Genomic DNA, 17,388 nt, shown 5'->3' on the forward strand with positions numbered 1-17,388 from the left:
GCTCTGACCACTCCGGTCTGACCCCAAGACTTCGCAGCGCGTCAAACCGGCCCAGGTCCGGCAAGCGCCCCAGGGAGCCGCGCAAACCTCCGCAAGCCCGCGCATCCATCGCGGGTGGTCACGCTGCGCGCTGCGAACCCCACCCCAACTGCGAGCGTGAAGGAGCCCCCGTTGTTCGACTTCGCTGCACTGATTCGCCTGTTCTGCCATCCCGCGCCGCTGCGCACCCTCGAGCTGCCGTACGTGGCGCCGCTCGGCCAGTGGACGTGGTGAGCACCCGGGCGTGAGCGGCCGCACCACCACACAACGCGGGCTCGGCTGGAAGCACCAGCAGGAGCGCGACCGGCTGCTCGCCAAGCACCGCGACGGCGAGCGCTGCTGGTGGTGCGGTGAGCCGATGCTCAAGAGTCAAGACCTCGCGGCCGACCACACGCTCGCCCGAGCCAAGGGCGGCACGAGGGCCGACAGGCTGCTGCACGCCCTGTGCAACAAGCAGCGCGGCGACGGCTCACGCGACGACCAGCGACCAGCGCTCACTCGCCGGAGTGGCGGGCACGCAGGAAACGCGCTCGAATGGGGCTAATTTCCTGTGTTCCATCGGTTCGGCCGAGGGTGTGAAGTTCGGCGCTGGCTGTCTCGGCAAGTTGGTGTCGAAGCCGGTAAAGATCCTCGATCAAGTCCCCTACATGGTTACTTGGGTCTCCATTCTTCGCCGACTCGCAAGACTCCCAGAGCGCGACCGCCACGTCGCGTAATTCGTCGCAGGGTTTCGCGACCGTGCGGGCATTGAGCATTCGGAGCATTGCGACGTTCACGCCGAGCTTAGCGACATGCTCGTCCATCGTTGCTCTGATTTCGTCAGCGTCTTTGTCCGACCTGTCGGTAAGGGTCCGCCAGTACTCGTCGTGCACGTGCAGTGCAGTCTCGATCGCCTCGCCGCACTGCCGAAGCACCATCTCGCGCTGCCATTTCCGATACTCACGCTCGTCGGAAGCGACGATCGCAGCCCGATTTGTGCGGTTGTTGATGCGAATGCCGACTAGCGTCACCGAGGCGATGACGAGCGCGCTGATCAGCGGGAGCCACGAAGTCACACGCACAGCATCGCACCCGGAACCGGCACCCTCGCAAGAAAATTCGCACCCCCGGGGCCTGACTCGACCCGGTGGTAGTCAGGATTTTTTTTACGGCCGAAATCGCCGGGGGAGGGGGCCCGGTGACCGAGCAGACCACCGGCGACCGGCTGCGGGCGGCGCTCAGCACACCCGACGAGCCCTATGCCCGCAGCGTGCTGGTCAACGAGGCCGCGCGGGTCGCTGACCGCCTCGATCGGCTGAATGAGCTCATCGAGGGCGACGAAACGACCTGGGCGCAGCTGACGACCGCCCGGGACGGCGACATCGAGGTTCGGATCGACGGCGCGCTCGTCGAGGCTCGCCAGCAAGCGAATACGCTGCGCCAGCTGCTCGCCGAGATCCGCCGACAAGGGCCGGACAGCGGCGACAACGGATATGACCCTCTCGACGATCTGTAGCGAGGACGTCGACGCTCGGTTCGCCGAGATCATCGCTGCGGAGTGGCCGAAGCTCACAGGGCGCCAGACGCCCGAGGCGCTGCTCTACACGCCAGGCGATTTCGACCTTGGGATGCGCGCGGCGGCGCTCGGCAAGCTGTCGGGCTCCCGCATTCGCCCGATGCCGTGGCAGCTGTGGGCCCTCGAGCGGATCCTGGCGCGCAATCCCGATGGGACGTGGACGCACCCCGAGTGCTGCCTGATCATCCCGCGACAGGCGGGCAAGAGCACGGTGCTCATCCTGCGAGTGCTCTACGGCCTGTTCAAACTCGGCGAGAAGATCATTTTCTCGGCGCACCAGTGGGAGACCGCGAAAGCGCTGTGGAAACGCACGTGGGCGATCGTGAAGACGACGCCGTGGATGAGCAAACGCGTCGAGTCGAAAACCTGTTCACAAGGTCGCGGCACGATCGTTTTGGCCTCGGGTGCCGAGGTCGTGTTCACCACCCGCTCGGCGCACGCCGGGCGCGGCCTGGACGAGATCGATCTCGAGATCTACGACGAGGCGTACGACCTCACCGAGGCCGACATGGCCGCGCTGTCGCCGACGAAGATGAACGCCTCGGATCCGCAGACGATCTACACCTCGAGCGCGGTCAACCAGGACCAGCACCCCAATGGGCAAGTGCTCGCGGCGGTCCGGCGGCGCGGCCACGATGGCACCGAGGCGAACCTGTTTTTCGCCGAGTGGATGGGATCCGCTGGCGACCGCGCGGCCCCCGAGACTTGGAGACTCGCGAACCCGTCGTACGGCGTGATCGCCACCGAGAAGAAGCTCGCGGCCGAGTTCAAGAAGTTCTCGACATTGGCCGGGCGCAAGTCGTTCGACGTCGAGTACCTCGGCCGTGGGGACTGGCCGGCAGACGCGGAGGATCTGCCCGCGCTGATCCCGGACGAGCCGTGGGGCCGGATGAGCGAAGCGGGAGTAGCTGTGCGTGGGCCGATCGCGATCGCAGTCGACATGACCCCTGATCTACGCACCGCCTCGATCGGCGCGTCGACATGGACGACGAGCGAGCGGATCCGCGTCGAGCTCGGCTATCACGGCAGCGCTACCGATGTAGTCGAGCGCATCGTCGATCTGGTCGATCGCTGGGATCCGTGCTGTTTGGTGATCAACTCGTCGAGCCCGGCCGCGAGCGTCGTGCCGAAGCTCAAGGCGCTCGGGATCGAACCCGAGCTGACCTCGTCGACACAGATGGCCGACGCCGTCGTCGGCCTGGTCGACGACGCGCTCGCCGAACGGCTCTCACACGCGGGCGACCCGCGACTCGACGAGGCGCGCGAAGCGACACAGACCAAGACGCTCGGCGGCGGCCGCTTCGTCCTCGACTACACCGCGGGCGAGGTGACCCGAATGCAGGTGATCACGCTCGCGCGCTGGGGGCTGCTCACGTTCGGCGCGCAGCTCGCGCCAGTGCAGACGCCGACACAGGACGACGAGGCCGAGGTGCGCGTCGAGCAGGACGAGCTCATGGCGATGGGGTTTTAGGAGGTGGGCACCATGGGCAAGACCAAGACGACACCGACAGCCGAAATCGGCTACGCCACAGAGGGTTACGACTCGTCGGGGGTCGGATTCTGGCAGGCGGCCGAGGAAACGCCCGAGCTCGTCTGGCCGCAGTGCACGCGCGTGTATCGCCGGATGGAACGGCAGGACGCGCAGATCACGTCTGTGATGCGGGCTGTACGCCTGCCGATCCGCCGTACGAACTGGCGCATCGACCCGAACGGCGCGCGGCCCGAGGTGGTCGCGCACATCGCGAACGACCTCGGCCTGCCGATCGTCGGGCAAGCGCCGTCGAACAAGCGCCGACGTGGCCGGTTCTCGTGGGGTGAGCACATGGCCGCCGCGCTGCTCTGCCTGCGCTACGGACACCAGTTCTTCGAGCCGGTATGGAATGTCGGCGACGACGGCCTGTACCACCTGCGCAAGCTGGGGCAGCGTCTCGCCGAGACCATCTCGGATATCGAGGTCGCGCCCGACGGCGGCCTCGTCTCGATCGAGCAATACGGGTGGGGCGCGGGCGGCGCGGTGCGCATTCCGGTCGAGCGGCTCGTCGCGTACGTCGTCGACCGCGAGGGTGGCGACTGGACCGGGCAGAGTTTGCTACGGCCCGCGTACAAGCACTGGCTCATCCGTGACCGTTTGCTGCGCGTGCAGGCGCAGACGATCGAGCGAAACGGTATGGGCGTGCCCGTCTACGAGGCGGGCCCGGCCGACGATCAAAAGCAACTCGAGGCGGGCAAGAAGATCGCCCAGAGCTACAAGGCGGGCAGCGCCTCGGGCGCGGCGACGCCGTACCAGGCTCGCCTACGGCTCGCGGGTGTCGAGGGCAACCTGCCAGACGCGCAGCCCGCGATCGACTACCACGATGCGCAGATCGGCCGATCGGTGCTGGCGCACTTCCTCAACCTCGGAAACTCAACGGGCAGTTGGGCACTCGGCACGACGTTCGCCGATTTCTTCGTGATGTCGTTGCAGACCGTCGCCGAGATGATCCGCGACACCGCGCAGGCCCACATCGTCGAGGACCTCGTCGATGCGAACTGGGGGCCGGACGAGCCCGCGCCGCGCATCGTGTTCGACGAAATCGGATCGCGCAAGGACGCCACCGCAGCGGCACTCGAGATCCTCGTGCGCGCCGGAATCATCACGCCCGACGAGGCGATCGAGCAGGCCGCGCGCCAGGACTACGGCCTACCGATCCGCGAGGCCGTCGACCTCGATCCCGACGAGGTGACAACGGCGGCCGTAGCCGCCCGCATGGCTGGCCGCGGTCGCGATGAGTTTGGCCGAGACCTGCGCCAGCGCAACAACATGCGCCGCGCCGCACTGTCGGCGCCGGTCGCCCGCATCGAACCGAATGGAGCGCTGACGCTGTGGTGAACTCACCGACCCGGAACCGCGGCGAGCGGCCCGACCCGTGGTACCGAATCAAGGCCCTCGACGGCGCCTCGGCCGAGGTGCTGATCTACGACGAGATTGATCCGTGGTGGGGCGTCTCGGCCGCCACGTTCGCGAAGGATCTCGCGCAGATCAGTGCCGAGAACATCACAGTGCGGATCAACTCCCCCGGCGGCGATGTGTACGAGGCCATCGCCCTACTGAACACGTTGCGCGGGCACCCGGCGCGCATCACGACCGTGGTCGACGGGCTCGCCGCCAGCGCCGCGTCGTTCGTCGCGATGGCCGGTGACGAGGTGGTCGTCGGCCGAAATGCCGAGCTCATGATCCACGACGCATGGGTCTACGCCAGCGGCAACGCCGAGGAACTGCGCAAGCACGCCGAGAACCTCGACCGCATCTCGAACAACATCGCGAGCATCTACGCCGAGAAGGCTGGCGGGACCGTCGAGGAGTGGCGCGCCGTCATGCAGGCCGAGACGTGGTTCTCGGCCGCCGAGGCCGTCACTGCCGGGCTCGCCGATCGAACCGAAGTCGGACAGACCGAGCTCGCTGTCGTCGCCCGATTCGACCTGTCGGCATTCAACTACGCGGGCCGTCACGCGGCGCCCGCGCCCCGTACCCCCTCAGCCACCGAGGCCGAGGCCAACCAGAAGGGAACGCGCATGACTGCACTCGCCAGCATCGCGAAGCGCCTCGGCGTCGCCGAGGACGCGGATGAGGCCACCATCACGGCCGCGCTCGACAAGCTCGCCGCCCGACCGAAGTCGGCGATTACGCCCGTCGAGCTCCCGTTCAACGACAAGGACATTGCGTTTCTCAAGGCGCTCGTCGCGGCCGGGCCCGAGTTGCTCGCGACCGCGACGGCCGCTGTCACCGAAGGCGTATCGCCCGACGTGGCCGCTATCGCGCAGCCGCTCGCCGACTCGTTCGAGGAGTCGATCGCGACCGCGCAGGAAGCGCTCACCGTGTGGGGACAGGACGGCGACACCGCCGCCCCGGCCCCGGCACCGACCGAGGAACCGGCCGCGGCGAACCGCCTGCCCGCAGGCGTCGTCGCGATCGACGCGGCCTCGCTGACCGCGTTGCAGGACGCCGCACGGCGCGGCGACCAAGCCCGCACCGAGCAGGAACGGACCGAGCGCGCGACCGCCGTCGACAACGCGGTGCGCACCGGCCGAATCGCGCCGTCGCAGCGCGACACCTGGCTCAACCGGCTGAACAAGGACCCACGCGAGCTGGCGATCCTCAACGCCCTCGAGCCGGTGTTCCCGGTCGGTGTCGAACTGGGCCACGCCGGAACCATCCACAACGACGACAACGACGCCGTGTACTCGGCGCTGTTCGGAAAGGACGCCTGACATGCCCGAATACAGCCCGATTTTCAAGCCCGGACAGGCCGTTACGCGCGTTACTTCGGCGACTGTCACGGCGGGGCAGGCCCTCGTCGTGTCGGGCAACAACACCGTTGCCGCGTCGGCTGCCGCGAACTCGGCGTTTATCGGCGTCGCTCTCACTGACGCAGCGAGCGGCGAGAACGTGCTCGTGATGTCGGGCGGCGATCACGACCTGACGGCGTCCGGCGCTATCGCCGCTGGCGCCCGTGTCGTCACGGCGGCGGCCGGTGCCGTTGCTGACCTCGCCGCAGGCACCGACTACTCGCAGGTTGTCGGCGTTGCTACTGCCGCCGCGTCCGGCGGCAAGGTCCGCGTTCACCTGTTCGCCCGCTGATTCCTGAAAGGACACAAAGATGCCGTACACCTACCCGCCCGCGGCACCCACCATCTCGGGCGACAACATCACCATCTCTCGATTCCTGAAGGACCCGACCCTGATCGCGCGCAGGTTGCGCACATTGGCCGAACAGCGGTTCATCTCCGATGTGCTGCTGACCGGTCGTTTCGACGCCACCGGCGGCGCGATCACCTACGAGTCGGGCGAGTCGATGTACTCCGACCGCGCGCCCGAGGCGGTCGCGCCGGGCGGTGAGTACCCGTTGACCTCGATCGGTGAGGGAAACGCGCAGGTCGCAAAGACCGTCAAGTGGGGCCGCGACTCCGAGATCACCGACGAGTCGATCGCGCGCCGCAAGATGGACCCGGTCAACCGCGCGTTGATCAAGCAGGTAAACCAGATGGTCAAGACCATCGATGCGACCGCGCTCGCCGTGATCGCCTCGCAGGTCACCCAGAGCACCGCGGCAACCGCCTCGTGGTCGGGCGGCTCGGCCGTGATCCTGCGCGACGTGCTCAAGGCAGTAGCGAACATCCGCGCCCTGAACGAGGGGTTCGAGCCGGACACGATCGTGGTCGACGATCTGACGTGGGCCATCGTTATGTCCGACACCCAGATTTCGCAGCTGCTCAAGCGCGAGGACGGGCTCGCGCCGGTCTACACCGGCAACTTCCCGACCATCGCCGGTCTGCGATTCCTGCCGACGCCGAACCTGCCCGTCGCGGGCAATGCGTTCATCGTCGATTCCGGGCAGCTCGGCGGCATGGCCGACGAGAAGCTCGGCGGCCCCGGCTACGTGTCCGCCGGTGGCGGCATCCCGGGCGTCGAGGTGAAGACGCTCAGAGACGAGGACAAGGACCTGTACCGGCTGCGTAGCCGCCGCGTCACGGTTCCGGTCGTCGTCGAGCCCAAGGCGGCATGGAAGATCACGGGGATCTGATCATGGTCGCTGTACGTGTAACCGCGCCCGTCGTTGTCGTCGCCGATGGTTCCGGGCTGCTCCGGTACCGGTACCACGGCGCACGGCTCGGCCTGGACGACATCGCCGCCGAGGACGCCGCGCGCCTGCTCGACATGGGGATGATCGAGCAGGCCGACGACGACCTCGGCGAGGTGAGCCTCGACGACCAGGGCGACGGCGCGCCCGGCCCCGGCGACGGCGACCAGGCCACAGGCGATCAGGGCGACGGCGCCGACAATGGGACGGGCGACGGCACCGCCGGTGCTGCTCCCGCCGCACCGGCTCGGCCACGCCAGACCTCGCCCAAGGACGAGTGGATCGCGTATGCGGTTCATCGCGGCATGTCGGCCGAGGAGGCCGCAGGCCTGTCCCGCGCCGAGCTGGCCGCGCGCCTGCCCGAGGCGTGACCGATGCCGCTCGCTACCGCTGACGATGTAGCACTAGGCTGGCGCACGCTCTCGACCGGCGAGCGGGCGCGGGCCGAGCTGCTCATCGCCGTGGCCGAGGCGTGGATACGCGACCCGTCGCGGCGGCCCGACATCGCCAACGGCGACCCGACCGGCAAGAACGTGGTCGTCGAGGTGGTGCGGGCCGCGATGGCGCCGCCCGCCGAGTTCACCGGGCACACTGCCTATTCGGACACGATGGGGCCGTGGGCGAGATCCGGCACGCTCGCCACCACCGCGGGCACGCTGCAATTCCTCGCAGTGCACGAGCAGATGCTCGGCATATCGTCCGCGCCCACACCGACCGGCGATTTCGGCGACCCGGTCGGCTATCGGTACCCGCCACCCGGATTGGTGATGCCATGAGCGTCACCGTGATTCGCCACCGCGGCGGCGGGATGGACGACGACGGCAACCCGGTGCCCGGCGCCGACACCCCGCTCACTGCGAAGGCCGTTGCGCCGGGTGCGAACCCGGACATGATCGACCGCGGCCGCGACGGGCAGCGCGTCGAGTGCACGGTCTACTTCGAGCCCGAGGTCGACCTCACGGGCGCCGACGAGCTCACCGTCGCCGGGCAGCGGTATCGGCTGGCCGTCGAACCGTGGTCGTCGCCGTGGTCGTCGAGGACGGGCACCGTCGCGCTGTGCAGCAGAGGGGAGGGCTGACCATGGCGAACCCTCGTGTGCGCCTGAACAATGCGGCCATCGGCAAGTTGCTCAAGTCGCCCGCGTTCGCGGCGCTGGTCAACGGTGTGGCCGCCGAGGTCGCCGCGGCCGCGGGCAGCGACGCCGAGGTCGACCACTACACCACCGACCGCGGCGCGGCCGCGGTCAAAGTGCCGGCCGAAGATCAGGCGATGTACGGCACGCTCACCCGCGCCGCCGAGGCGGTCGGGCTCGAGGTGAAGCAGAAGCCGTGAAGCCGGTCCGTCGCCCGGCCGATCCGGCGAAGGCGGTCAAAAACCATCTGGCCGCAACGGTTCCGGCGCTCGTCGCCTCGCCGTCACCGACGTTCGGCCTTGTCCTGCCCGCGAACTGGTCGCTGTCGACCTCACCGCCCGCCGTGGTGGTGTTCGACGACGGCGGCGCCCCGAGATGGCCGGTCGTAACCCGGCCCTTGCTGCGGATCACGGTGTGGGCGAACGGCCGTGACCGCGCCCGCGACATCGCCTCGGCCGCTCTCGAGGTGCTCACATCTCAGCGGATTACCGGCGTCGCCACCCTCACCGAGCCATCCGGGCTGCTCGAGGCGCGCGACTCGAACACCACGGCGCAGCTCGTGAGTTTCACGATTCGCGCCCAATCTCGCACTCTCCCAGCCTGATTCGGGCTGGCCGATAACAGGAGGTGCCCACATGGCACGCGATCCCGACAACGTCAAGATCTGGCAGGACGCCCGCGTGTACCTGTCCGATGCCACCACCCGGCCCGCGCTGCCCGCCGACATCGAGACCGCGCTCGCGGTCGGCTGGGCCGAGGTCGGCATCCTCGACGGCGACGCCGGTCTCGCCGAGGACCGGTCTCTTGCCGAGTCCAAGCACTACGGCTGGGGGCTCGGCCTGATCAAGTACGGCTCGAAGAACTTCGAGGTCGCTCGGAAGATGACCCTCCTCGAGGACAACACCGAGACGCGCAAGCTGATCACCCCCGGCAGCACCGCCACCAAGGTGCCCATGCCCAAGCCGGTCTATCGCTGGCTCGCTTTCGAGACCGACTCCGACCTCGAGGATCGCGAGCGGCTGTTCACCACGCAGCGGGCCCGTCTGTGGGTCCCCTCGGACACCCGCAACGAGTCGGACCCGACCAAGTGGGAAGTGCAGATCGCGATCTTCGCGGACGGCAGCGGCGACATCTTTGACCGACAGGCCGGTGCCCTCACCCCGTAGGGGGCGCCTCGTTCGGCGGCGCGGTTCCGTGCGGGTTCCCGCGCCGCCGAACATCTCTCCGTTCATCCGAACCCGCACGCACAGAGAGGAACCCGCACATGTCGCAGCCGCAGAACCGTCGCCGTCGTCGCCCCGCCCGCCCCGCGGGTGCGCCTGCGCCGCAGGACTTCCACGAGGCACGCAAGTCGCCCGCGCAGCGCGAGGCCGAGGGCGCCGAGACTGTCTCGTTCGTGTGGCGAGGTGTCGAGCTCACCGTGATCGCAGACCCGCAGAAGTGGCACCCCGTCACAGTGTGGGCGCCACTGTCACAGAACAACGTCATCGGCGGGACCGTCGCCCTGCTCGGGTCTGTCCAGCTCGCGCGCCTGGCGGCGAACGTCGAGGATTTCGAGGCCGCCCACTACTACGAGATTTTCAACGAGATCTCGCGCGTGACCGGGTTCGGCCGAGCGGGAAACTAGTCACCCTCGCGCAGATTCTCGCCGAACACGAGGATCTGCTCGAGGGCGACCTCGCGCACCATTGCAGCACCCGTTACACCGACCGATGGCGCGTCGACGAGTACGGCGTCCCCCTGCTGACGCTGCGCGAGATCTGGGTGCGAATTCAGAAGCTACCCAACGACGCCGAGCTCGTAATGCTCGTGCACGACGGCCACCCGCGCTGGTCCGACGAGGCCTACCTACTCGCGGATGTGTTCCAGGCATGGACAGGCAAGCCTCACCCCGCGCGACCGAAACCGCGTGCGAAATCTGCTGATTCGCGCCGCGAGGCGCTACGGCTCCGGCGCATCGCCGAGAAGCGTGCCCGCGACCGCGCGCGCGGCGTGCCCGAGCAAGGACAGGAGGCCCTATGAGCGAACCGATCGGCTATGCCGCGCTGCAAATCATCCCCAGCGTGCAGGGCATACAAGCCGGGATCGAGGGGCAGATCGCGCAGCCGCTCATCGCGGCTGGCCGATCGGCCGGGCAGGCCACAGGCAACGCAATCGTCTCGGGCATCGCGGCCGCGCAGGCCGGGGTCGAGCGGGCCGCCGAGGCTCTCAAGACGGCCCGCGAGAAGGAAGCCGACTCCGCAGGCAAGACGAGGGTCGCCGAGGAGAAGCTGAGAGAGCTCCGCGAGTCCGGCCGCGCCACGGCCACGCAGCTCGCGCGCGCCGAGGAGGCGCTCGCCACCGCGCAGCGCGCCGAGGAACGCACCGCGCGCGCGACGCAGCGCGCCGTCGACCAGCTCGCCGCCGCACACGAAACGCTCGCGAACTCGACCGACGAGTCGACCGAGTCCGGCGGTCGTTTCTCGCGAGCGCTCCACTCGGTTACCGAACGGCTCGGCCCGGCCGCGAAGCAGATGGCCGCCGCCGCTATCGCCGCCGCTGGTATCGGCACGGCGATGGATACCGCCATGGAGGCGATGTCTCGCGAGACCTCGGTCGACTTGCTCGCCGCACAGCTCGGATCGAGCCCCGAGCAGGCCGCCGCGTTCGGCAAGACCGCGGGAGATTTGTACAAGCAGGGGCTCGGCGAAAGCTTCGGCGACGTAACCAGCGCGGTCGGTTCCGTCGCCTCGGCGTTCGACGGGTTCACCGCCGCTGGCGAGAACAGCCTGTCGGGGCTCACCGAGAAGGCGCTGAACTTTCAAACCGTGTTCGGGCTCGAGGTGCCCGAGGCAGTACAGACCGCCTCGCAGCTCATCACGAACGGGCTCGCCAAGGACGGCACCGAAGCGTTCGACCTGCTGACGACGTCGTTCCAGCGGGTCCCCGCGGCGATGCGCGACGAGCTGCCCGAGATTCTCAACGAGTACGGAACCAATTTCCGCGCACTCGGATTCGATGGGCGGACGGCTTTCGGCCTGCTCACCGACGCTGCCCTGCAGGGCAAATTCGTGCTCGACAAGACGGGCGATGCGCTCAAGGAATTCACCATTCTCGGCTCGGACATGTCGCAGTCCTCGCAGGATGCATACAAGGCGATCGGGCTCGACGCCGAAGAGATGTCGCGCGCCGTCGCCGAGGGCGGTGCGGGCGCACAAGATGCACTGCAGAAAGTCGCGGCGGGCCTACTTGAGATCGAGGATCCGGCCGAGCGCGCGAATACTTCGATCGCACTGTTCGGCACCCCGCTCGAGGATCTGTCGGTCGACCAGATTCCGGCGTTCCTGTCGGCGCTCAGCGGCGCTGGCGAGTCGATGGACGGATTCGCGGGCTCGGCCGACGAGATGGGCAAGACGGTCGGCGACAACACCGCCACATCGATCGAGAAGCTCAAGCGTGAAATCCAGGACGGTCTACTCACCGCCCTCACCTCGGCCGCGTCGTGGCTCGACCAGAACCGCGGCGTCGCTGTTGGTCTCGGTATCGCGCTCGCAACCCTCGGCGCTGCACTCGTTACCGCCAAGATCGCTGCCACCGGATACGCCGTCGCGCAAGGCGTCATGGCTGCCTCGACTGGTGCCGGTACCGCCGCGCTCGCGGGCAACAGTCTCGCCCTCGGCGCATACACCATCGCGACCGGCGTCATTCGCGGCGCAACGATGGCGTGGTCGGCGGTGCAATGGATTCTGAATGCGGCCCTGACCGCCAACCCTATTGGCCTGGTGGTCGTCGCTATCGCTGCGCTCGTCGCCGGTGTGGTGCTGGCCTATCAGAAATCCGAGACTTTCCGGGATATCGTCAAGGGCGCACTCGACGCCGTCGCTAATGCCGGACTGTGGCTGTGGCACAACGCCCTCGAACCTTTCATCAATTGGTGGCTCGGCAACGCGACCGCGGCGTGGGAGGCATTTACCTCGATCGGCGAAAAAGCCGGTGAGGCAAAAGACTTCATCGTCACCAAATTTACCGACCTCATAGGGTGGCTCGGCGATCTTCCGGGCAAAGTGACCGACACACTGTCTGGCCTGTGGACGGGTCTAACAACGGGATTCAAAACCGCGCTGAATTCCCTTATCGGCATGTGGAATAACTTCCGGTTGACTTTCGATTTCACCATTCCGGTTATCGACAAACACATTTCATTCACTATCGACACCCCGGATCTTCCCCTGCTCGCCGGTGGCGGTATCGCCGGGCGCACGGCGGCCGGGCTGCTGTGGGGGCCTGGCACCGGCACGAGCGATTCCATCTTCGGCCTCGACGCGAACGGCATCCCGACTGCCCGCGTCTCGACCGGCGAGGGCGTGGTCAAGGAATCGGCAATGGCTCGCGGCGGCGCCGACCTGGTCGCCGCGCTGAACGCGGGATGGGTGCCGCCGGTCGATCTGCTGCGCGCGATGCTGCCCGGATACGCGGGCGGCACAGTGCGCGTGTCCGAGGGCGACATCTCCGATACCCAGCGCGGCATGTGGCAAGCGCTGTCGAGTGCGTACCCCGACGCGGTGCTCACCAGCGCCACCCGGTACGCCGACGTCGGCAGCGGCTACGACTACCACATGCAGTCCAAGGCGATCGATATCGCCGGACCCGACATGGTCGGCATGGCCGCATGGATCGCCCAGCATTACCCCGAGTCTCTCGAGCTGATCCACTCGGAAGGATTCGCCCACAACATCAAGAACGGCAAGGACGTCGGCAACGGCATGTCGTTCTACGGCGCTGACACGATGGGCGACCACGCCGACCACGTGCACTGGGCGATGACGGGCGCACCGGCCGCGCCATCGGGCGAGCCCGGCGCGGGCGGCGGATCGCTACCCGGCAGCGGCACCAGCGGCGGCGGCGGAACCTCGGGGGGCAGTGGCACGAGCGGCGGCTCGGGCACCGCCAGCGGCTCGGGCACTCGGCCCGCGGGCGATGCCACACCGGTGTGGGTCGACAACTGGCCGAGCACGTTCGGCAATGCGGCGGCCGCCACCACCGGCAGCGGCACGGACACCTCGGGTGCTGGCACCGACGACAGCACCGCCAGCGCAGGGACCAGCGCGGACACCTCGGGCACCGGGACCTCGACCCCGAAGGCACACCCGCTACAGGGCGCACCCTTGACGGGGAAGCTGTTCGACGGTGACGCGCCCTGGTACCAGCAGGACAACCCGTGGGAGTACTTGCAGACCAAGGGCGCCGAGAAGTGGGAGGCCACGCAGAAGGACGCCGCGAGCTATTTCGAGTCCAACTGGAAAGAGATGCTCGACTCTGGCCTGTCCCTGCTCGGCATGGGCGCCACCGGCGCCGCTGATGCCGCGCCGACGTTCAACATTTCGGGCACTGACCCGATGGGCGCGGCCGCCGCGGTCGATCGCGTTCTGCGCCGCCGAACGCTGGCGCTACAGCGGGGAGGGGGTATCTCGCGATGAGGCTTCACCCCCTGCTCGCCATCGAGGCGACCAAGCTCGTCTACATCTCGCCCGAGGGTCGGCCCTGGCACCTCGCCGGGGTCGGCGCGGGCGCCGAGGGCGTGGTGCTCGGCGACAGTATGGGCGGACACTTCGACACCCCGGTGTCGTTACTGCTCTCCGAGGGCGCCCGCCAGGACGGCGTGACCGTCTTACGGTCGGTGCGCAGCAAGAAAGAGATCGATTTCAACGTGTCGGTCGGCGGCGACACAATCCCGCTGATCTTTCAGTCGGCGAGGCATTTTCATGCCGTGCACGACGCCTGGCTGCGCGACTGGTCGACGGACCGGCCGGGCACCCTGGCATGGTTCACCCGGCATCAAGGCTGGCGATTTCAGCGCGTCCAGCGTGACGGGCCCGTGGTGCCGCTCACCGGCATCGACCCGCAGCAGAACTACCACGAAGTACTCCAGATGTCGGCGCTCGCCGCCGACCCGGCGATGCGCTCGTTCGACGAGCCGAGTACGTGGACGAATGTCGACGGGCTGAACGAGGGAATCGTCCACGCGCGCAACGCTGCCGACCAAGCGGCCTGGCCTCGGTACACGATGAACGGCCCCGGCCGCTGGCATATCGGCGACCCGGTCGACGGCGACGTGTCCCGCCTCGTGCAGACCCCGGTGATCGCGGCTGGCGAAACGCTGCGAATCAACCCGCACCCGCGCTACCGCACGGCCCGCGTCTACTCCGATGCCGCGCCCTCGGGGCGCAATGTGTGGGCGCAGCTGGCCGGGCGGCGCTGGTTCGCTCAGATCTCGCCGTGGTCGAGCGTGTCGATACCGGTCGCTGTGAGCGATGGCGGCACAACGGAATCGAGCATCACGGTCACCGTGACGCCGCGCTCGTCGAGGCCGTACTGATGGCCGCGTGGAATGCGGCCGCCGAAGTGCGGCGAATGGACGCCCTCGAGCGAGCAGACGACGAGTGGCGCACCGACCAATCGTCGATCGTCACCTACTACGACAAGTGGCTCGACGAGGTCGGCGAAGAGGGCCGGTACCTCGATCTCCAGTTCTCCAAACCGAAGAACCGCGCAGGCGGATTGAAGATGGCGTGCCCGCGCGACATGGTGCACTTCGACCACATCTTCAACAACCCCGACGGCGAAGACGCGACCATCCCGATCACGGTTGAAACCAAGGCGTACAGATGGGACGGGTACATCACCAAGGCCTCGCTGCTGCGGGCCGCCGACGGCACGGAATCGGTCGATATCGAGGCTATCCACTGTTGGAATCACGTTGCGACAACGGCACTTTGGGCCTCACCATTCGCGCCGATTTTGGCACAGTGGCCGCGTCATATGATTCTGGTCGGGCCCGTCGAGGTCCTGTTCGGCATCTATATGTCGTGCAACATCCTTCGCCAGCAGTCGACGGCCATGCCAGCGAAGTGGGCCGACGCGCCTGATTGGGTGGTCGGCGGCGGCGACGGCCTATGGCCGATCGCGATCGTGCCGGTCGACATCCTGACCAACACGAGCAAGTGGGCGGCCGGTAGCGCCCGGTTCGACATGGCCGACGTGTTTTTCGAGCCGATGCTCGACGACTCCGGCGTGATCGTCGAGGCCTCGTTCTACCTGCCCGACAAGGGCGACGAGCAGCCCGCGCCCGAGTGGTTCTGGCTCGATCGGAACACGGTCGTATTACGCACCCGCGATCACTCGGCCTCGGTCGGACCGACCGGCACCCTCCTCGACGGCCTTCTGTCCTGGTTCGAGGACTTCATCGACGACACCTCGCCGGTGCGGTATCCCAACTTCGACGCGCAGACCGAATACGAAGCGGTGTACGCCAATTACGGCCCACTCGGCACCGCGCGCGGCCTGCCGTGGGTGTGGTACCGCGAAGGCGAATACAGCGGGCTCGGCGAGTCTCAGGTCTCGATCCACAAGCCCACCGCGACCCACGTCATCGTGGGCGGCAAGTCGCCGGGCTGGGTCAATGCCGGCATCGAGATCGCCATGAAAAATCTGCTCAGCTGGATCGGCCTGTTGATCGGTATTCCCGGCCTCGACTCGCTGTATCAGGGGCAGCTCGACGATGTTTTTCTCGCATGGATGCAGTACGAGGACGTCGGCCGCACGCAGCGCGCCGGGCCGTTCGCGCCAAAGGAATTCGTTGCGACGAATTCGCAGAAGGCATTCACCCTCGACGGCCTGATGGCGGGTCGGCAGGCGCTGCACACGACCCGCGGCTACACCGCGAAGTCGGTCACCGTGGCAGATGGCGCGCCATACCTGCCGGGTAAGGACTACGACATCGGGCATCAGATCGGTTTCGAGGTCGGGCAGCAGGTTTTCACCGATTACGTGACCGAGATGACCTACACCGACGACCGCACCGGCGGCGGCCGCTGGGAGCTCAAGATCGGCGACGGCGCTGATGAGGAAGACACCGTCGTCAAGGGATGGGAGCGCCTCGGCAGCCTGGCGACGATCGTCAAGACGATCAGCACGGACGTCGGCGCCGACCTCGATCTGCTCATTTTCTAGGAGGTTCGTTGTCCGACATCGTTTTTCCGGCGCGGCTGACCGCGACGCGGGACGTCGACCTCGACGGCCTGCCGATCCTTATGGCGACTGTGACACCGGATAGCGAGGCGGCTGCGCTGCCGCTGCCACCTGGACAAACCGGCCCGCAGGGACCCCGCGGCCGCCCGCGGTCGACGTTCGTCAAGGCGGGCACGATCGCCAACGCGGCGGCGCGCCCGACCGGACTCGGCCCGGACGACCGCGGCCGCTGGTGGCATCGGCTCGACGACAACGGCATGGACGTGTGGACCGGCGCGGCCTGGGTGCACTCGCCCGGCGCTGTCGGCGCACAGGGCCCCGTCGCCCCGGCCGCCACCATCGCCACGGTCACCACCACGCACGACCCGGCACTGACCACGCCCGCGCTGCGGATCTCGGCCGAGGGTGCCGCGCTCGCGATCGCCGCGACCGCCCCCGCCGGTGTCGCCGGACTGGCCGGACCGCCGGGCGCGTCCGGCTCGATCGCCACCGCCGAGGACTACGACAACACAACGGGCCCGACCCAACGCAGCATGTTCGCACTCAACCTCGGCGGCCGCCGCTGGTCGACGACCGCGCCGCCCAACGGTTTCGGGCCGTGGTCGTGGTGGGATGCCGACATCGCCGCCGACCAGCTGGCCGACGTCGACCAGCTCATCGCGCTCACCGCGGCCGTGCCCGCGCTGCCGTTTCGCTGGCGGCCGATGTGCTTCGGGAATCTGTACACGTACTGCGAGACCGGGACCGGGGCCACAGCCGAGGTGCGTGTCCGCCTCGGCTCAGCGACCGGCGTGATGGTCGCCAGCGGTGCAGGCCTGCGCGCAGCCACCAGCCAATACCTCATGATCCCGTTCAACCCGACCTTCGGCGATGAGGGCACCAAACCACTGTCGCCGAGCTCGACATACGCCACCGTCCCCGCAGGCGTCCCCGCCACGCTGCTGCTCACCGTCGAGCGCGTCGGCACCGGCGCCGACATCGGATACGACAACGCGCGCGGCTCTTTGACCGTGTGGGCGCAACCCGTCTAGGAGGCA

20 protein-coding genes are annotated in these 17,388 nt (G+C 68.1%); 19 read left to right on the forward strand and 1 reads right to left on the reverse strand.

The annotated features are described in order from the left end of the window. Positions 1-283 precede the first annotated feature (283 nt). Positions 284-583, forward strand: coding sequence for a hypothetical protein (locus ACIBG0_RS40075; RefSeq protein WP_397040506.1), 300 nt, complete (start codon positions 284-286; stop codon positions 581-583). Here the strand turns inward: ACIBG0_RS40075 and ACIBG0_RS40080 are convergent. Then, positions 534-1,094 carry a hypothetical protein gene (locus ACIBG0_RS40080; RefSeq protein ID WP_397040508.1) on the reverse strand — a complete coding sequence of 187 codons (561 nt, stop codon included), beginning with the start codon at positions 1,092-1,094 and terminating at the stop codon, positions 534-536. The genes ACIBG0_RS40075 and ACIBG0_RS40080 overlap by 50 nt on opposite strands. Before the next feature lie 122 nt (positions 1,095-1,216). Between ACIBG0_RS40080 and ACIBG0_RS40085 the strand changes: the two genes are divergently transcribed. From ACIBG0_RS40085 to ACIBG0_RS40170, 18 genes are all read left to right on the forward strand, one after another. Further along, on the forward strand, positions 1,217-1,534 hold the full coding sequence (locus ACIBG0_RS40085; protein ID WP_397040510.1) for a hypothetical protein: 318 nt from the start codon (positions 1,217-1,219) through the stop codon (positions 1,532-1,534). Beyond that, a complete protein-coding gene (locus tag ACIBG0_RS40090; RefSeq protein WP_397040511.1) occupies positions 1,512-3,065 on the forward strand; it encodes a hypothetical protein in 1,554 nt (517 codons plus the stop codon). Before ACIBG0_RS40085 ends, ACIBG0_RS40090 begins: the two co-directional genes overlap by 23 nt. 12 nt (positions 3,066-3,077) lie before the next feature. Continuing rightward, a complete protein-coding gene (locus tag ACIBG0_RS40095; RefSeq protein ID WP_397040513.1) occupies positions 3,078-4,463 on the forward strand; it encodes a hypothetical protein in 1,386 nt (461 codons plus the stop codon). Between the two features lie 77 nt (positions 4,464-4,540). Then, the gene (locus tag ACIBG0_RS40100; protein ID WP_397040515.1) at positions 4,541-5,842 is read left to right on the forward strand and encodes a head maturation protease, ClpP-related; all 1,302 of its coding nucleotides are present in this window, start codon (positions 4,541-4,543) and stop codon (positions 5,840-5,842) included. Between the two features lies 1 nt (position 5,843). Beyond that, positions 5,844-6,212: a capsid cement protein gene (locus ACIBG0_RS40105; RefSeq protein WP_397040517.1), complete on the forward strand. Its 369-nt coding sequence runs from the start codon at positions 5,844-5,846 to the stop codon at positions 6,210-6,212. Between the two features lie 19 nt (positions 6,213-6,231). Then, the gene (locus ACIBG0_RS40110; RefSeq protein ID WP_397040518.1) at positions 6,232-7,155 is read left to right on the forward strand and encodes a hypothetical protein; all 924 of its coding nucleotides are present in this window, start codon (positions 6,232-6,234) and stop codon (positions 7,153-7,155) included. A 2-nt stretch (positions 7,156-7,157) separates the two neighbouring features. Beyond that, positions 7,158-7,583, forward strand: coding sequence for a hypothetical protein (locus ACIBG0_RS40115; RefSeq protein WP_397040520.1), 426 nt, complete (start codon positions 7,158-7,160; stop codon positions 7,581-7,583). A 3-nt stretch (positions 7,584-7,586) separates the two neighbouring features. After that, entirely contained in the window at positions 7,587-7,988 is a 402-nt protein-coding gene (locus ACIBG0_RS40120; protein ID WP_397040522.1) for a hypothetical protein, read from the forward strand. Further along, positions 7,985-8,290, forward strand: coding sequence for a hypothetical protein (locus ACIBG0_RS40125; protein ID WP_397040523.1), 306 nt, complete (start codon positions 7,985-7,987; stop codon positions 8,288-8,290). Before ACIBG0_RS40120 ends, ACIBG0_RS40125 begins: the two co-directional genes overlap by 4 nt. Before the next feature lie 2 nt (positions 8,291-8,292). Next, positions 8,293-8,544, forward strand: coding sequence for a hypothetical protein (locus ACIBG0_RS40130; protein ID WP_397040525.1), 252 nt, complete (start codon positions 8,293-8,295; stop codon positions 8,542-8,544). Beyond that, complete coding sequence (locus ACIBG0_RS40135) at positions 8,541-8,948, forward strand: hypothetical protein (protein ID WP_397040527.1); 408 nt, start codon at positions 8,541-8,543, stop codon at positions 8,946-8,948. The genes ACIBG0_RS40130 and ACIBG0_RS40135 overlap by 4 nt, the downstream gene beginning before the upstream one ends. A gap of 31 nt (positions 8,949-8,979) precedes the next feature. After that, positions 8,980-9,510: a hypothetical protein gene (locus ACIBG0_RS40140; protein ID WP_397040529.1), complete on the forward strand. Its 531-nt coding sequence runs from the start codon at positions 8,980-8,982 to the stop codon at positions 9,508-9,510. Between the two features lie 98 nt (positions 9,511-9,608). Then, positions 9,609-9,971, forward strand: a complete 363-nt coding sequence (locus ACIBG0_RS40145) for a hypothetical protein (protein WP_397040531.1) — start codon at positions 9,609-9,611, stop codon at positions 9,969-9,971. A 137-nt stretch (positions 9,972-10,108) separates the two neighbouring features. Further along, on the forward strand, positions 10,109-10,366 hold the full coding sequence (locus ACIBG0_RS40150; protein ID WP_397040533.1) for a hypothetical protein: 258 nt from the start codon (positions 10,109-10,111) through the stop codon (positions 10,364-10,366). Next, positions 10,363-13,800, forward strand: coding sequence for a phage tail tape measure protein (locus tag ACIBG0_RS40155; protein ID WP_397040535.1), 3,438 nt, complete (start codon positions 10,363-10,365; stop codon positions 13,798-13,800). Before ACIBG0_RS40150 ends, ACIBG0_RS40155 begins: the two co-directional genes overlap by 4 nt. Beyond that, positions 13,797-14,699, forward strand: a complete 903-nt coding sequence (locus ACIBG0_RS40160) for a phage tail protein (protein WP_397040536.1) — start codon at positions 13,797-13,799, stop codon at positions 14,697-14,699. Before ACIBG0_RS40155 ends, ACIBG0_RS40160 begins: the two co-directional genes overlap by 4 nt. Further along, on the forward strand, positions 14,600-16,333 hold the full coding sequence (locus ACIBG0_RS40165) for a phage tail protein (RefSeq protein ID WP_397040537.1): 1,734 nt from the start codon (positions 14,600-14,602) through the stop codon (positions 16,331-16,333). The genes ACIBG0_RS40160 and ACIBG0_RS40165 overlap by 100 nt, the downstream gene beginning before the upstream one ends. An 8-nt stretch (positions 16,334-16,341) precedes the next feature. Then, positions 16,342-17,382 (forward strand): hypothetical protein, encoded by a 1,041-nt coding sequence (locus ACIBG0_RS40170; protein ID WP_397040539.1) that lies wholly within the window; start codon positions 16,342-16,344, stop codon positions 17,380-17,382. Positions 17,383-17,388 lie beyond the last annotated feature (6 nt).

This window comes from Nocardia sp. NPDC050630 (assembly GCF_044457245.1).
In the GTDB taxonomy this organism is placed as follows: Bacteria; Actinomycetota; Actinomycetes; order Mycobacteriales; family Mycobacteriaceae; genus Nocardia.

Bases quoted from the DNA above. Each gene is read 5' to 3' on its own strand.
- ACIBG0_RS40090 (WP_397040511.1), top strand. From the start codon at position 1,512: ATGACCCTCTCGACGATCTGTAGCGAGGACGTCGACGCTCGGTTCGCC.
- ACIBG0_RS40095 (WP_397040513.1), top strand. From the start codon at position 3,078: ATGGGCAAGACCAAGACGACACCGACAGCCGAAATCGGCTACGCCACA.
- ACIBG0_RS40105 (WP_397040517.1), top strand. From the start codon at position 5,844: ATGCCCGAATACAGCCCGATTTTCAAGCCCGGACAGGCCGTTACGCGC.
- ACIBG0_RS40110 (WP_397040518.1), top strand. From the start codon at position 6,232: ATGCCGTACACCTACCCGCCCGCGGCACCCACCATCTCGGGCGACAAC.
- ACIBG0_RS40115 (WP_397040520.1), top strand. From the start codon at position 7,158: ATGGTCGCTGTACGTGTAACCGCGCCCGTCGTTGTCGTCGCCGATGGT.
- ACIBG0_RS40120 (WP_397040522.1), top strand. From the start codon at position 7,587: ATGCCGCTCGCTACCGCTGACGATGTAGCACTAGGCTGGCGCACGCTC.
- ACIBG0_RS40125 (WP_397040523.1), top strand. From the start codon at position 7,985: ATGAGCGTCACCGTGATTCGCCACCGCGGCGGCGGGATGGACGACGAC.
- ACIBG0_RS40130 (WP_397040525.1), top strand. From the start codon at position 8,293: ATGGCGAACCCTCGTGTGCGCCTGAACAATGCGGCCATCGGCAAGTTG.
- ACIBG0_RS40140 (WP_397040529.1), top strand. From the start codon at position 8,980: ATGGCACGCGATCCCGACAACGTCAAGATCTGGCAGGACGCCCGCGTG.
- ACIBG0_RS40145 (WP_397040531.1), top strand. From the start codon at position 9,609: ATGTCGCAGCCGCAGAACCGTCGCCGTCGTCGCCCCGCCCGCCCCGCG.
- ACIBG0_RS40155 (WP_397040535.1), top strand. From the start codon at position 10,363: ATGAGCGAACCGATCGGCTATGCCGCGCTGCAAATCATCCCCAGCGTG.
- ACIBG0_RS40160 (WP_397040536.1), top strand. From the start codon at position 13,797: ATGAGGCTTCACCCCCTGCTCGCCATCGAGGCGACCAAGCTCGTCTAC.